We start from the raw sequence: 15296 nt of genomic DNA on the forward strand, positions 1-15296 counted from the left end.
CGCAACGAAAGGACCCGGACGATGGACAACCTGGACAGCCTGCCCAGCGCCTCGGTGGAGGAGATCCCCGAGGGCGCTCGCATCCTCGATGTGCGCGAGGACGAGGAGTGGGAGGCCGGGCACATCGACGGCGCCCAGCACATCCCGCTCCGGCAGCTCCCGGAGCGCTACGGCGAGGTGCCGGTGGACGAGGACGTGTACGTGATCTGCCGCTCCGGCGGCCGTTCCCTCAAGGCGACGGCGTACCTCCAGCAGTACGGCTTCGACCCCGTCAACGTCCTGGGCGGCATGGGGGCGTGGCTGGACGCCGAGAAGCCCATGGTGTCCGAGACGGGCGAGACCCCGACCGTCCGGTGAGGTACGCCTACCTGGGTCCAGCCGGCACCTTCACCGAGGCCGCGCTGCTGGGCGTGGAGGGCGCCCGGGAGGCCGAGCGCCGCCCCGTGTCCTCCGTGCCCGTGGCGCTCGCGGCCGTCCGCGCCGGCGAGGTCGACGCCGCCATGGTGCCCATCGAGAACTCCGTGGAGGGCGGTGTGACCGCCACCCTCGACGCCGTGGCCTCGGGTAGCGAGCTGCGCATCGTCCGTGAGGCGCTAGTGCCCATCAGCTTCGTGCTCGTCGCCCCGCCCGGCACGGCGCTCGCCGACGTCCGCACCGTCTCCACGCACTCCCACGCCTGGGCCCAGGTGCGGGGCTGGATGGACGAGCGGCTGCCGGGCGTCGACTACGTCCCGGCGTCCTCCACGGCCGCCGCGGCGCTCGCGCTGCTGCCCGGCGGGCCGGGGCGCGAGGAGCCGGCGCGGGACGTCGGCTTCGACGCCGCGGTCTGCTCGCCCGTGGTCGTCGAGCAGCACCCCGAGCTCGAGGTGCTGGCGGAGGACATCGGGGACAACAGGGCCGCCGTCACCCGGTTCGTGCTCGTGGCCCGGCCCGAGGCTCCGCTGCCGCCGCGCACGGGCGCGGACCGGACCACGCTCGTCATCCCGCTGTGGGAGGACCGGGCCGGAGCCCTGATGGAGATCCTCGAGCAGTTCGCGACCCGGGGGGTCAACCTCTCGCGGATCGAGTCCCGGCCCACGGGCAACTTCCTCGGCGAGTACTTCTTCAGCGTGGACGTGGACGGGCACATCCTCGACGCACGCGTGGCCGACGCCCTCGAGGGGCTGCGCCGCGTCTGTCCCAGCACGCGCTTCCTGGGCTCCTATCCGCGGGCCGACCACAAGGTGGCGACCGTCGCCCGGCACCACTCCGACGGGGCCTTCCGCGAGGCGGAGGCCTGGGTCGCCGCCCTGCAGGGGCGCGACCGCCGGGCCCCGGACGCCCTGTCCGCACCGGGCGCGCCGGGACCCGCGTAACGGGAGGACGCGCACCACACCCCGCTTGTTAGCAATTGCGAATACATGCACCATGGGGAGTGCGGGCGCGTCCGTGCCCGCGATCTTCAGCCGGTGTCGATCGACCCCCCGGGTCGGGACCGAGCCCGACCGGAGGTGCCACCATGCCCGCTCCCGCCGTCCGCCGACTCGCCCTCGCCGCAGCGCCCGCCGTCCTGGCCTGTGCGCTCGCCGCTCCGCCGGCGGCGGCGGCCGCATCGCCCGAGCCCACCCAGGTGGTCCGCGTCGAGGTCGGGCCCGGCCCCGTCGTCGGCGACCCGCGGACCGCCGACGCGCTGGACCTCGTGCCGGCCTCCCGCGTGGTCCCGGAGCCGGGCGCCCCGCTCACGGAGCGCGGGCAGGGCCCGATCCTCGCCGTGGGGCTTGCCGTGCTCGCCCTCGTGGGCGCGTTCGTGGCGGGCCTGAGCCGCCGGCCCGACCCCGCCGACTGACCCGCGCCGCCCGGCGCCGGAGCGCCGGAGCGGACGTCAGTCGCCCTGCGTGGGCGGGACCCGCACGGAGAGCGCGCCGGGGAGGATCTCGGACTCGAACCCGTTGATCAGCCCGGTGCCGTCCCCGTCCATCTGGGACTCGATGGGCTCGTGGAACTCCACGCGCACCTTCTTGGCGGCGAAGAACTCGATCACGGGCAGGTCGCGCCGCTGCCGGAAGACGACCTTGGCTGCCATCAGCGCCCACTCCAGCGTGCTGCGCGGCGACATCACCACGAGGTCCAGCAGGCCGTCGTTGATCTTCGCCTGCGGCACCAGGATCAGGCCCGCGGTCAGGATCCCGCAGTTGGCGGCCATCACGGAGCGGACGCGGCGGCTCTGCCACTCGCCGTCGTCGATCCGGAAGCGCGCCCACCGCGGGGGCGCGATCAGGTGCCGGACCCCGGCCTCCCCGTAGGCCGCCCACCCGACCAGCTTCTTCAGCTCGTCCCGGGTGTCCGTCATGATCTGGGCGTCGAAGCCGGCCCCGCCCATGACGCAGAACGCGTGCTCCCGCACCGTCCCGTCCTGGAGCTCCACGCGGAACGTGGCCATGTCGATGGCGCGCTCCGCGCCGAAGAGCGCGATGTCCACGTTGCGGTGCGGATCGCCCAGGTCGGCGCCCAGGTTGCGGGCCAGCAGGTTGCCGGTGCCCAGCGGGATCAGGCCCAGCGGGGTGTCGTGGCCGATCATGGCCTCCGCCACGGCCCGGACGGTGCCGTCGCCGCCGGCGGCGACGATCAGGTCGACGCCCTGCTCGAGCGCCCGCCGGGTCATGGCGGCGCCCGGGTCGTCCTCCGCCGTCTCCAGGAACACGGGATCCGGGAGCCCGCCCTTGCGGCAGCCGATGATGACCGCGTCGCGGGCGACGTCCGCGTCGGCCTTGATGGGATTGATGACGACGGCGACCCGTTTGGGGGCCACTGGGGTGGCGGTCACGGAAGGACTCCTCGGTTCTGCGGCGCCGGGGCCGGTGGCACCGTGCGGTGGGGGCGGTGGGCCGCGGCGCGGTGCCGCGGGCCCGGGGCGCCGGGCGGATCGCGGCGGGCCTCCACCCTAACCCGGTCGCGCCCCGGGGACTTGGGTACCCTGTTGGGGTGATCGACATCAACCAGCTCCGTGAGAACCCCGACGTCTTCCGCGCCTCGCAGCGTGCCCGCGGGGCGGACGTCTCCCTGATCGACCGGATCCTGGAGGCGGACGTCGAGCGCCGTCACCTGATCACCGAGTACGAGTCCCTCCGGGCCGAGCAGAACGCCTTCGGCAAGCAGGTCGCCCGGGCCCGGGGCGAGGAGAAGCAGGCCCTGCTCGCCGAGGTGAAGGACCTGGCGGCCCGGGTCAAGGAGGCGCAGGCGGCGTCGGAGGCCGCCCGGTCCCGGCAGGACGAGCTCGTGGCGGTCGTGGACAACCTCGTGCTCGAGGGCGTCCCCACGGGCGGCGAGGACGACTTCGTCCTGCTCAGGACCGTCGGCGAGCCCCGCGACTTCGCCGGCGAGGGCCTCGAGCCGAAGGACCACCTCGAGATCGGTGAGCTCGTGGACGGCATCGACATGGAGCGGGGCTCCAAGGTCTCCGGCGCCCGGTTCTACTTCCTGAAGCGGGACGTCGCCCGGCTCGAGACCGCCCTGCTGCTCATGGGCCAGGACCAGGCCGTGGACAACGGGTTCGTCCCCATGACCACCCCGAACCTGGTGCGCCCCGAGATCATGAGCGGCACGGGCTTCGACGTGGGGCACTCCGACGAGATCTACCACGTGGGCAAGGACGAGCTCTACCTCGTCGGCACCTCGGAGGTGCCTCTCGCCGGGTTCCACGCCGACGAGATCCTCGACCTCTCCGAGGGGCCGCTGCGCTATGCCGGCTGGTCCTCCTGCTACCGCCGCGAGGCCGGCTCCGGGGGCAAGGACACCCGGGGCATCATCCGCGTGCACCAGTTCAACAAGCTGGAGATGTTCGTCTACTGCTCCCCGGAGGACGCGGAGGCGGAGCACGCGCGGCTGCTCGCGTGGGAGGAGGAGATGCTCGCCAAGTGCGAGCTCGCCTACCGCGTGATCGACACCGCCGCCGGGGACCTCGGCACCTCCGCCGCCCGCAAGTTCGACTGCGAGGCGTGGGTGCCCACCCAGGGCAAGTACCGCGAACTGACGTCGACGTCGAACTGCACCACCTACCAGGCGCGGCGGCTCAACATCCGGGAGCGGCTGCCGGAGACCACGGACGCCGCCGGCAAGGTCCGCAAGGGCGGCACCCGCACGGTGGCCACCCTCAACGGGACGCTGGCCACCACCCGCTGGCTGGCCGCCATCCTCGAGACCCACCAGCAGGCCGACGGCTCGGTGCGCGTCCCCGAGGCGCTGCGGCCCTATCTGCGCGGCCAGGAGGTCATTCCCGTCCGTCGCTGAGCCGCCGGACGGCGTTCGGCTCCCGTTCATCTCACATCGAAATCTCGGCCATCCTGTCGGTGTGATGTGGCACCATGTCCCGCATGACAAAAGAAAAGACCGCTGGCACCGAGGACCAGCACGAACTCGTCGGCATCAACTCCACCGTCCCGCTGAAGGTCGAGCACTCGGAGGACCTCAGCGACACTGCCGGCGGCACCACCGCGCCCGCGCGCTCCGCCGCCGACGTCCGGATCCCCCTCAAGGTCCAGCCTCCCCGCTCGAACGGGTGGAAGAAGGAGGCGGGCGTCCGGTACCTGGTGGCCCTCGACGTCGACGGAACCCTCGTCGACCACGACGGCCACATGTCCCGGCCGGTGCGCGAGGCGGCCCAGGCCGTGCTCGAGGCCGGCCACCACGTGGTCATCTCCACCGGCCGCTCCAAGGGGGCCACCCTGCCCGTGGTCGAGCTCATCGGCCAGGAGCGCGGCTACGCCGTGTGCTCCAACGGGGGCATGACGCTCGAGCTGGACCCGGAGCTGCCCGAGTACCACCGGGTGCTCGAGTGCGTCTCCTTCGACCCCGGCCAGGCCCTCGAGGCCCTCGAGCAGCGCCTGCCCACCGCGAAGTTCGCCCTCGAGACCGAGGACGGGTCCTTCTACTCCACGGAGCGCTTCCAGGACGCGTCCTTCGGCATCGAGGCGATCGGCGTGGACCTGCACCAGCTGGCGCGGATGAAGGCCGTGCGCATGGTGGTGTACAGCACCGAGCACACCCCGGAGGAGTTCGCCCTGGCGATCGACGAGGCCGGGCTGCACGGCGTCACCTACTCGGTCGGCTGGAGCGCCTGGCTCGACATCGCCGCCAACGGCGTGTCCAAGGCCAGCGCCCTGGAGCAGGTCCGCCGCCGGCTCGGGGTGGACCCGTCCCACACGGTCGCGGTCGGCGACGGCCGCAACGACATCGAGATGCTCGACTGGGCCGCCCGCGGCGTGGCCATGGGCCAGTCCCCGGACGAGGTCGCGGCGGCGTGCCACGAGGTGACGCACACGGTCTACGAGGACGGCGTCGCCCGCATCCTGCGCTCGCTGGTCTGAGTCCCGCGGGGCACGGGGCCGCACTCGTCGTGCAGTCGTGGCCGGACGCCGCGACACCCTCGAGGGTGTGACCTGCGTCACTCCGATGAAAACGGAGTGGTAAGGTGCACAGCAGACCGGGTGACGACGTCATCGACGACGACCGAGAGGTGTGCCGTGATCGAGTACGTGTCCGACCGGTGGGAGCAGATCCTCTTCTCCAGCTGGCAGCACTTCTCCCTGGTGGTCCAGTGCCTGATCCTGGCCACCGTCCTCGCCGTGGGCATCGCGGCGCTGTGCTACCGCTCGCCCCGGCTCACGGCCGTGGCCAACAACGTCTCCGCCGTGGGCCTGACCATCCCCTCCTTCGCGCTCATCGGCCTGCTGATCGCCCCGCTGGGCTTCGGGGTGACCCCCGCGGTCGTCGTCGTCACCTTCTTCGCCGTCCTCCCCGTCCTGCGCAACGCGGTCGTCGGGCTGGCCGGGGTCCCGCAGGCCACCGTCGAGGCCGCGCGCGGCCTCGGCATGGGCCGGGCGGCGACCTTCCTGCGCGTGGAGCTGCCGATGGCCTGGCCGGTCATCCAGGCCGGCATGCGGGTCTCGGCGCAGATGGTGATGGGCGTGGCCGCCATCGCCGCCTACGTGCTCGGCCCCGGTCTGGGCGGCTTCATCTTCTCCGGCCTCTCGCGGCTCGGGGGCGCGAACTCCTTCGCGTCGGTCGTCACCGGCGTCGTCGCCGTCATCGTCGTCGCACTCATCCTGGACGGGCTGCTCGTGCTGCTCGGCCGACTCACCACATCGCGAGGTATCCGTGTCTGACTCCGTGACCACCACCAGCACCGACTCCTCCGTCACCGGGGCCCGGATCCTGCTGGAGAACGTCTCCAAGCGCTACCCCGGGCAGGCCCGGGCCGCGGTCGACGGCCTCACGCTGGAGATCCCCGCGGGCAGCATCGTCATGCTCGTGGGCCCCTCCGGGTGCGGGAAGACGACCACGCTGAAGATGATCAACCGGCTCATCGAGCCCACCGACGGGCGGATCGTCATCGACGACCAGGACGTGACCTCGATGAACGGCGACGAGCTGCGCCGCGGCATCGGCTACGTGATCCAGGCCGGCGGGCTGTTCCCGCACATGAGCGTGGCCACCAACATCGGCATGGTCCCCAAGATGCTCGGCTGGGACCGCAAGCGCATCGCCGCGCGGGTGGACGAGCTCCTCGAGCTCGTCTCCCTCGACCCCGCCGTCTACCGCGACCGGTACCCCCGGGAGCTCTCCGGCGGGCAGCAGCAGCGGGTCGGCGTCGCCCGGGCCCTGGCCGCGGACCCGCCCGTGCTGCTCATGGACGAGCCGTTCGGCGCCGTGGACCCCATCACCCGCCAGCGGCTCCAGGACGAGCTCATCAACATCCAGCACGAGCTGCAGAAGACCATCGTGTGCGTGACCCACGACTTCGACGAGGCGGTCAAGCTCGGCGACTGGATCGCCGTCTTCGACGAGGGTGCCCGGATCGTCCAGTACGACGCCCCCGAGCGGATCCTGGCCGAGCCGGCCGACGAGTTCGTGGAGGACTTCATCGGCTCGGGCGCGGGCCTCAAGCAGCTCACCCTCACCCGGGTCCGGGAGGTGGACCTCGTCCCCGCGGTGACCACCCGTCCCGGCGAGGACGTCCGGGCGGTGCTCGGGCGGATCGACGAGGCGGGCACCCGCGACGTGGTCGTCGTCGACGACCGGGACCGGCCGCTGTCCTGGCCCTCCCGCCGGCAGCTGGAGCGCTTCGACACCGTCCCCGACGAGCGCAACGAGCGCCTGCCGCTGGTCGGCACGGGCGCCACCCTCAACGACGCGCTGGACACGATGCTCGTCTCCAGCACGGGGGCCGCGCTCGTCGTGGGGGCGCGGGACCGGTTCGAGGGCGTCATCTACGTCGAGACCGTCATGGCCGCGATCACCGAGGCCCGCCGGGCCGTGGCCGCGGAGGGCGCGCCCCTCGGCCACAACACGGGGGAGATGCCCGCGGTGAGCACGAACTCAGGAGGCGGGGACCGATGAGCACGCAGACCGAGCGCCCCGCCGACGCGGAGCAGGACCCCGGCGACGCCCCGGCGTCCCGCCCGTCCCCGGCCGACACGGACCAGCGCACCTGGAAGGGTCTGCTCCTGCAGCTCCTGGCGATCCTCGTGGCGCTGGGACTGCTCGTGCTGTGGCTGTCCACGGCCGAGCTGACGGAGACGGAGGCCGTGACCCTGAGCCCCGACTCGCTGTGGAACTACACCGTGGAGCACCTGCAGCTCACGGTCGTGGCCACCGTGGTGGTCCTGCTCATCGCGATCCCGGTGGGCATCCTCCTGACCCGCAAGCCGCTGCGCTTCCTCACCGGCCCGGTGATCGCGCTGGCGAACATCGGCCAGGCCGCCCCGGCGGTGGGCCTCATCGTCCTGTTCGCCTTCTGGTTCGGCTTCGGCTTCCAGGCGGCCGTGGTCGCGCTGATCGTCTACGCGATCCTGCCCGTCCTGAAGAACACCATGGTCGGCCTCGACGGCGTGGACCGCAGTCTCGTCGAGGCCGGGCGCGGGATGGGGATGAGCGCCGTCTCGGTCCTGTTCCGTGTCGAGCTGCCCCTGGCCGTGCCCGTCATGCTGGCCGGCGTGCGCACCGCCCTGATCCTGGTGGTCGGCACCGCGACCCTGGCCACGTTCGTCAACGGCGGTGGGCTCGGTCTGCTGATCACCACCGGGGTCAACCTCAACCTCGTGCGGGTGCTGATCGCCGGCTCGATCCTCGTGGCGCTGCTCGCGCTCGCCATCGACTGGATCGGCCGCGTGGTGGAGCACGTCGCGCGCCCGAAGGGACTGCGATGAGAACCTCCCGTGCCGCCGGCGGCGTCCTGCTGCTCTCCTGCGCCGGCCTGCTCCTGACCGGTTGCGGGCTCGAGCCCTCCACCGCCTACGTCCCCGCCGCCGAGCCCGGCTCCATCGAGCCCATCGAGGGCGCCGAGGACACGGAGGTGCGGGTGACGTCCAAGAACTTCACCGAGCAGCTCATCCTCGGCAAGATCGGGGTGCTCGCCATGGAGGCCGCGGGCTTCGAGACCGAGGACATCACCAACGTGCCCGGCTCCCAGCCCGTGCGCGAGCTCATGCTCACCGGGGACGCCGACCTCACCTTCGAGTACACCGGCACGGCGTGGCTGACGTACATGGGCAACGAGACCGGCATCCCGGACCAGCAGGAGCAGTGGCAGGCCGTGCGCGAGGCCGACCTCGACAACGGGCTGACGTGGGGCGAGCCGGCATCGCTGAACAACACCTACGCCATGGCCGTGCGGTCCGAGTACGCGGAGGCCAACGACCTGGAGACGGTCTCGGACATCGCGACCCTGCCGGTGGCCGAGCGGACGTTCTGCGTCGAGTCCGAGTTCAACTCCCGCAGCGACGGGCTCACGCCCATGCTCGCCCACTACGACCTGGACCGCGGCAGCGAGGTGCCGGAGGACAACATCGGCATCTACGACACCGGCGCCATCTACTCGGCCACGGACGACGGGGAGTGCAACTTCGGCGAGGTCTTCTCGACGGACGGCCGCATCCCGGCGCTCGACCTCACCGTCCTCGAGGACGACCGGCAGTTCTTCCCCGCCTACAACGCGGCACCGGTCTACAACACCGAGGTGCTGGAGGAGTTCCCGCGGATGGAGGAGGTCATGGAACCGATCTCCGCGGCGCTCACCGACGACGTCATGCAGGAGCTCAACCGGCAGGTGGACGTCGAGGGACGGGACCCGGCCGACGTCGCCTACGAGTGGATGCTCTCCGAGGGGTTCATCGTCGAGCCCTGAGTCCCGCTGCGCACCGGCCCGTCCTGCTCCGGCTCGCACAGGCCCAGCAGTCGGGCCGCCGCGGGGCGGGCCTCCCACTCCTCCTGCCACAGGGAGCGCGCCACCGCCTTGGAGACGGCCTGCGGGGAGATGCCGAGCTCGGCGGCCACGACCTTCTGCTGGCCGCGGGCCCCGGGCACGAGCAGGTCGACCACGCGCCACTCCGCGTCGCTGCGCTCCGCCACGATCCGGCCCAGCAGCCGCAGCACGGCCTGCGCCTGCGCCGCGGCCGGCTCGTCGTCGGCGGCGACGTGCACCGGCACCCGCCCGGCGGCGGCCTCGGCGGCGCGGCGCCCGTGCACCGTCCCGGGGCCGTCGGCGCGCAGCCCCGTCCGGCCCTCCGGGTCGGTCGCGGTCTCGAGCCGGACCGGTCCCACCCCGACCCCCACGCTCCAGGCCCCGCCGCGCAGCCCGGCGAGCACGGCCGCGACCGCCGCGCCGGGCTCGGCGGTGATGCCCTGGACCGCGTGCGCCCGGGCACGCTGGAACGGCACCACGGTCTCGAGGTCCGCGAGGCGGCGCAGGAGGCCGGGCACGAGGTCGCCCGCCTCGCGGCGGCGCTGCTCCAGGGTCACGACGTACACGGTCCCAGTATCGGGCACGGGGGCCGCCGGGGAGCGGGGGCGCGGCGGGGACTCACTCCCAGAACCGCGGTTCGATGTCGACGCCCTGCACGAGGAGCTCGTCCTCCAGGGGCTCCCGGCACACCACCGGCAGGCGCAGGCAGCCGATCCGGTCGTCGGGGCCGAAGTAGGCCGTGAGCCGGTCGAAGCCCTGCCGGAACGGCGCCAGCTCCTTGGCCGTGGCGGCGACCTCCGCCAGGTCGGCGTCGGAGCCGAGCACCCAGAAGGAGTCCGGGTCGGTCAGCTGGAGCAGTCCCACGGGCGCCCCGGCGTCGTTGTTCTCGGTGCCGGCCCAGCCGGGGGCCCGCAGCCACCCGCCCGGTGCCGCCGCGCCGAGGGCCGGCGCCAGGGGATCGTACTCCCACGCCCGGGCCCGCTGCAGCCACCCCGGCGGGACCGGGAGGTAGAGGGGGCCGTCGAGGTCCACGGGCCACCGGGCGGCGGCGAACGCCCCGGCGTCCACACGGTCCCAGAACTGCTCCGCGGTGAGGTCGGTGCCCACGCTGTTGAGCGCCGCCCCGGGGTCCTCCTGCCGCATGCCGTGCCAGTAGGTCGGGCGGGTCGGGACCTCGGCGCGCCGCAGCAGGGCGTCCAGCTCCTCCAGGTGGGCCGGCTCCCCGAGCACCACCGTCCTGGACTCGAAGTGCAGGACGTAGGGCACGCGCTCGGGGCTCACGGCAGCCCCGCGGACCGTCCGCGGCGGCACAGCCGCGTGAAGCGGCCGAGCACCTGCAGCGCCTCCGGGGTGGCGGGCAGATAGTCCGTCAGGGCGGGGGAGCGCACCAGGACGGCGCACCACTGCCCCCGGGAGACCGCCACGTTGAGCCGGTTGGGCGAGAGCAGGAACTCCATCCCGCGCGGTCCGTCGGCGGCGGAGGCGGCCATCGACACGATCACCACGGGGGCCTCCTGGCCCTGGAACCGGTCGACGGTCCCCACGCGGACCCCGCCGCCCTCCTCGTCCCGCAGCCCCGCGGCGGTGAGCTCACGGCCGATCAGCTCGACCTGGGCGTTGTACGCGGCCACCACGAGCACGTCCTCGGGCCTCAGCGCCGCGGGGGAGGCTCCCGGGCCGGAGCGCCACGGCGTCCCGACGAACTCGTGGACCAGCTCCACGACGCGCCGTGCCTCCTCGGGCGACGCCGTGCGGTTGCCGGTGTGCTCGACGTGGCAGGTGCGCAGGCCCGGGGCCACGCCGGTGAGCTCGCGGCGGCCCGCGGCCGGGGCGGACCCGAGCCGCCCGGCGTAGGACAGCTCGGAGACCGGCTCGCACAGGGCCGGGTGCATCCGCCAGGTGCGGTCCAGGAAGTAGCCGTGCTCGGCGGGCAGCGTGGGCGCCCCGTGGGAGAGCCAGCCCAGCGCCGACTCGTCCACGGGCAGGGGGTGGGTGCCCTGGGAGACCTGCGGCAGCTGCTGCGGGTCGCCCAGCAGCAGCAGGCGCCGCGCGGCGCGGGACACGGCCAGGGTGTTGGCGAGCGAGTACTGCCCGGCCTCGTCGACGACGAGCAGGTCCAGGGCCTCGTCCTCGAGGTTCCCGGCGTTGGAGAAGTCCCACGCGGTGCCGCCGACCACGGCGCCGCCGTCCGCGAGGAACGCGGCGAAGTCCTTCCCCGGCACGTCGCGCCACGGCACCTCCCGGTCCGCGGCCCGGGAGGAGGACGGCTTCTTGCCGACGCGCTCGGGGGCGACCCCGCCCTTCTCGAGCACCCCGGTGAGGAGGTTTTCGACGACGGCGTGGGACTGCGCCACCACGCCGATCCGCCAGCCGGCCTCCACGAGCCGGCCGATGACGTGGGAGCCGAGGAACGTCTTGCCGCTGCCCGGGGGGCCCTGGACGGCGAGGAAGCTGCGGTCGAGGGAGCGCAGGGCCCGGACCACCGCGTCGATCGTGCCGTCGGGACCCTCGTGCGGGCGGGGCAGGGGGCCGCCGTCCGCCGGCCGCGGCGCCCGTCGCCGGAGCAGCTCGAGGCCGGGCTGCTCGGGCAGTCCCGGCAGGGTGCCGGCCGTGCGCGCGGCGAGGTCCTGCAGCGATTCCTCGAGGGAGCGCGTGGCGATCGGCCGGGCCGGGCCCAGCGCGATCGGCAGCTCCGCCCAGGGCTCGGGGGCCGGGCCGTCCCTCGGCTTCTTCAGCCGTTCCCGCACCGTGAGCACCGCCGTGCCGTCCTCGTGCTCCTCGAGGTCCTCGAGCACGGCGGTCCAGTCCCCGGCCCGGCCGCTGCCGCGCGGCGCGGCGTCCTCGGCCAGGTGCGCGGGCACGGGGGCCCCGTACATCAGGAACAGCCCGGGAGTGCCCGGCTTCGGGGTCGAGCCCTCGCCGAAGCGGCCCGCGAGGCGCAGCAGCCTGGTGGGGGCGGCACTGGCGCGCTTGGCCGGGTCCTTCGCCCAGTCCTCGAGCACCTCGGCGCGCTGGGCCACGAACACGTCGCGGGTGTCCTCCCAGTCCTCGACGGGGCCCTCGAGCCGGTCGAAGTGGGACCACCAGTACTGCTTGCGCTCGCGCCGGTGGTAGCCGGTGGCGGAGGCGACCATCGCGACGGCCGTGCGCTGCTCCTCCGTCAGGGCGTCCCGGGCCTCCGGGTCCTCCAGGAACGCGTGCAGTCGCTGCTCGGCCCCGGTCATCCCGGCGTCCGGCGGCTCCTGCGGCAGCTCGAGCGGATCCTGGACGGGGCGCGGCGGGTGGTCCGCCGGGTCCGGGGAGATCCCGGCGAGGCCCAGCAGCCAGTCCCGGAGCCGGAGGGTCGAGAGGCAGTCGTACTCGTTGTAGTCGGCGATCCCGGCCAGCAGCCGCTGCGCGGCGTCCTCCCGCCCGGCCTCCCGGGCCGTGCACCAGTCCGCGTAGGCGACCACCGACGCGCCGGCGTCCACGACGTCGCCGGCGCGCAGGTGCTCGCCCATGTAGAGCGGCTCCAGCTTCTTGATGGAGTACGAGCTCTCCGACAGCCGCAGGCTTCCCCGCACGGTGTCGTAGAGGTCCACCAGGACGTTCTCGCGCAGCAGCTCGTCCACGGCGTCCTCGCCCACCGCGTGCACGAGCGAGAGCCGGCGCAGGGCGGCCTTCTCGTAGTTGGCGTAGTGGTACACGTGCATCCCGGGGAACCGCGCGCGGCGCTCGGCCACGTAGTCGAGGAACGCCCGCAGCGCCTCCCGCTCCTGGGCCCGGGAGTGCGCCCAGAACGGACGGAAGACGGGCTCGGCGCCGGGTGCGGGGGGCTGCTCGACGACGCCGAAGAGGTACTCGAGCCCCCAGGACGTCGGGTCCTCGGGGTCCTGCCACAGCGGATCGCCCTCGAAGTCGAAGAACACGTCCCCCGGGTCCGGGGCCGGCAGCCGCCGCACCGGCTCCGTGGCGGTGACCCGGTAGGCGATCCGGCGGGTCCCTCCGTCCTTCGGGTACTCGACCGCGCCGTCCTCCCCGCCCCGGCCGGTCTGCATCGCCGCCTGGTCGCGCAGCCGCCGCACCGCGGCGGGGAGCCCCCGCTCCGCCAGCACCGCGAGCTCGTCGACGGTGCGCACCCCGTGCCGGTCGCGCAGCGTGCGGCGCATCCGCACGGACAGCCCCGCCGTCAGCAGCAGGTCCCGGTGCTCGGCGACCGCCCGGGCGCAGTGCTCGCACCGGCCGCACCGGGCGACGTCGTCGTCCTGCCAGTCCACGGGGGCCGTCCGCGCCCGGTGCGCGGCGGCGGCCGCGACGAAGCGCTCCCGGCGCTCGCGGTAGACCGCCAGGTGCTCGGAGACGGGGAAGACCGCCTCCCGCTGGTCGCCGAGGACCAGGGTGACCTCGGGCGCCACGTCCACGCCGGCCCGTTCGAGCTGGTCGGCGTAGGCGGCGAGCTGGAGCAGGGCGGTGACCTTGGCATGCCGGGCGAGCTTGGTGTCGTGCACCGCGTACGCGCCGTCCGGCCGGCGGACGAGGAAGTCGGCGCGGCCGTGGAAGGCGCCGTCGAAGAAGGAGGCCTGGAAGACGACGTCCGCACCGGCGCGCAGGGCGCCCAGGGACTCGGCGTGCTTGGCCGTCAGCTCGTCCCGGTCCATCCGCCGGGCCGGCTCGACCTCGTGCACGCCCCGTCCGGTCGTCGCGTCCCAGGGGCCGAACGCCTCCCGGTGGGCGGCCAGGACCCGGAGCTCGTGGGCGTCGCCCAGCTCGGCCGTGCGGGCGAGCATCGCGTCCCGCTCCGGGGCCCGCCGGGGCGTCCGGCCCAGCTTCTCGTCCAGGACGCACAGGCTCGCGTAGGGGCACTCGGCCGCGCGCACCAGGTCGCTCGCGGAGAAGACGAGATCCGCCTCGGGGCCCAGCAGGAACATGCGCATCCTTCCGACGGCACCGGGTCCGTCCCGGGTCCGGGTCCATCGAACCACAGGGACCGGACGTCACAAGGAGGAGGACGAGGAGGACGGGCAGGAGGAGGACAAGGAGGGCGAGGGGGCGGGGAGGAACGGGGAGCGGGGATCGGCCGGCAGGTCCGAGGACCTGCCGGCCGACTCCCGGCGGACCGGCAACCGGCCCGCCGGGATGGACCGGGAGAGATCGTGGGGATGCGGCGCGGGTGGGGGGACCCCCGCCGCCACCGGGCACCTCGCGGGTGCGCTCCGGCGACCTCGATCCCGGTCGGCGGCCCGGATGCCGATGGGGGGATGCATCCTGGGGCCGTCGGGCCGGCTGAGCCGGCCGCTCCCAATATAACGAAATTCATGGATTCTCTGTAGGGCGCCCGTCACGTCGCGTCGCGTTCCTGCACCCCGGCACCCCGGCACCCGCACGCGCAGGGGCCGGGGACCGTCCGGTCCCCGGCCCCTGCCGTCGCGCCCGTCCGCTCAGTCGGTGGACGCGGCCTTCTCCTCGGCCTCGGCGGCCGACTCGTAGTGGGACTGCTCGAAGCGCTCGCGGGCCTCCTCGACGAGGCGCTCCGCGGTCTCCCGGCCCTCCCAGCCCTCGCCCTTGACCCACTTGTTGGGCTCGAGGTCCTTGTAGCGCTCGAAGAAGTGCTGGATCTCCTTGAGCTTGAACTCGTCGATGTCGTCCAGGCCCTGGATGTGGTCGTAGCGCTTGTCCGTGGACACGCAGAGGATCTTCGCGTCCCCGCCGGCCTCGTCGTTCATGTTGAACACGGCGATGGGGCGGGACTCCACGAGCACGCCCGGCACGATCTCGAAGTCCAGGAGCACGAGTGCGTCCAGCGGGTCGCCGTCCTCGCCCAGGCTGTCCTCGAAGTAGCCGTAGTGGGCGGGGTACTGCATCGACGTGAACAGGACGCGGTCCAGGCGGAGGCGGCCGGTCTCGTGGTCGATCTCGTACTTGACGCGCGATCCCCGGGGGATCTCGATGGTGACGTCCAACTCCATGGTGTTTCTCCTCGTGCTGGGAAGGCCTGTAAGGGCCGGGAAGGGCTGACAGCGGCCGAGCACGGCCGCACCACCCGGTGGGGTGGGGCAGATCCGACACCCACGATAGCGGCGGCCCCGCGGGCGGCGGTAAC

General features: G+C 73.6%; 14 protein-coding genes. 9 read left to right on the forward strand and 5 right to left on the reverse strand.

Features of this window, described 5'->3' with window-relative positions; translation table 11 throughout:
- Nucleotides 1-21: 21 nt before the first annotated feature.
- From Q0817_RS01995 to Q0817_RS02005, 3 genes are all read left to right on the forward strand, one after another.
- Entirely contained in the window at nt 22-357 is a 336-nt protein-coding gene (locus Q0817_RS01995; protein WP_298583343.1) for a rhodanese-like domain-containing protein, read from the forward strand.
- Entirely contained in the window at nt 354-1355 is a 1002-nt protein-coding gene (gene pheA, locus Q0817_RS02000) for a prephenate dehydratase (RefSeq protein WP_298583345.1), read from the forward strand. Before Q0817_RS01995 ends, pheA begins: the two co-directional genes overlap by 4 nt.
- Nucleotides 1356-1498: 143 nt before the next feature.
- Complete coding sequence (locus Q0817_RS02005; RefSeq protein ID WP_298583347.1) at nt 1499-1825, forward strand: hypothetical protein; 327 nt, start codon at nt 1499-1501, stop codon at nt 1823-1825.
- Nucleotides 1826-1861: 36 nt separating this feature from the next.
- Here the strand turns inward: Q0817_RS02005 and Q0817_RS02010 are convergent, their stop codons facing one another.
- Entirely contained in the window at nt 1862-2803 is a 942-nt protein-coding gene (locus Q0817_RS02010) for a diacylglycerol kinase family protein (RefSeq protein WP_298583349.1), read from the reverse strand.
- Between the two features lie 158 nt (nt 2804-2961).
- Between Q0817_RS02010 and serS the strand changes: the two genes are divergently transcribed.
- From serS to Q0817_RS02040, 6 genes are all read left to right on the forward strand, one after another.
- Nucleotides 2962-4266 carry a serine--tRNA ligase gene (serS, locus tag Q0817_RS02015; RefSeq protein WP_298583351.1) on the forward strand — a complete coding sequence of 435 codons (1305 nt, stop codon included), beginning with the start codon at nt 2962-2964 and terminating at the stop codon, nt 4264-4266.
- 74 nt (nt 4267-4340) lie between these two features.
- Complete coding sequence (locus tag Q0817_RS02020) at nt 4341-5342, forward strand: HAD family hydrolase (RefSeq protein WP_298583353.1); 1002 nt, start codon at nt 4341-4343, stop codon at nt 5340-5342.
- Nucleotides 5343-5498: 156 nt separating this feature from the next.
- Nucleotides 5499-6140 carry an ABC transporter permease gene (locus Q0817_RS02025; protein ID WP_298583355.1) on the forward strand — a complete coding sequence of 214 codons (642 nt, stop codon included), beginning with the start codon at nt 5499-5501 and terminating at the stop codon, nt 6138-6140.
- Entirely contained in the window at nt 6133-7374 is a 1242-nt protein-coding gene (locus Q0817_RS02030) for an ABC transporter ATP-binding protein (protein WP_298583357.1), read from the forward strand. Before Q0817_RS02025 ends, Q0817_RS02030 begins: the two co-directional genes overlap by 8 nt.
- Nucleotides 7371-8183, forward strand: coding sequence for an ABC transporter permease (locus tag Q0817_RS02035; protein ID WP_298583359.1), 813 nt, complete (start codon nt 7371-7373; stop codon nt 8181-8183). The genes Q0817_RS02030 and Q0817_RS02035 overlap by 4 nt, the downstream gene beginning before the upstream one ends.
- Entirely contained in the window at nt 8180-9160 is a 981-nt protein-coding gene (locus Q0817_RS02040; RefSeq protein WP_298583360.1) for a glycine betaine ABC transporter substrate-binding protein, read from the forward strand. Before Q0817_RS02035 ends, Q0817_RS02040 begins: the two co-directional genes overlap by 4 nt.
- Here Q0817_RS02040 and Q0817_RS02045 read toward each other — a convergent pair.
- The 4 genes from Q0817_RS02045 to Q0817_RS02060 all read right to left on the reverse strand — a co-directional run bounded on the left by Q0817_RS02045 (nt 9118) and on the right by Q0817_RS02060 (nt 15162).
- Nucleotides 9118-9783, reverse strand: coding sequence for a hypothetical protein (locus tag Q0817_RS02045; protein WP_298583362.1), 666 nt, complete (start codon nt 9781-9783; stop codon nt 9118-9120). The two genes, Q0817_RS02040 and Q0817_RS02045, sit on opposite strands and share 43 nt — an antisense overlap.
- Nucleotides 9784-9835: 52 nt before the next feature.
- A complete protein-coding gene (locus Q0817_RS02050; protein WP_298583363.1) occupies nt 9836-10498 on the reverse strand; it encodes a hypothetical protein in 663 nt (220 codons plus the stop codon).
- Complete coding sequence (locus Q0817_RS02055; RefSeq protein ID WP_298583365.1) at nt 10495-14124, reverse strand: TM0106 family RecB-like putative nuclease; 3630 nt, start codon at nt 14122-14124, stop codon at nt 10495-10497. The genes Q0817_RS02050 and Q0817_RS02055 overlap by 4 nt, the downstream gene beginning before the upstream one ends.
- Before the next feature lie 510 nt (nt 14125-14634).
- Nucleotides 14635-15162, reverse strand: coding sequence for an inorganic diphosphatase (locus tag Q0817_RS02060; protein WP_298583367.1), 528 nt, complete (start codon nt 15160-15162; stop codon nt 14635-14637).
- Between the last annotated feature and the right edge of the window lie 134 nt (nt 15163-15296).

Origin of the sequence: uncultured Kocuria sp., from assembly GCF_947500125.1 — a bacterium.
Classification (GTDB): domain Bacteria; phylum Actinomycetota; class Actinomycetes; order Actinomycetales; family Micrococcaceae; genus Kocuria.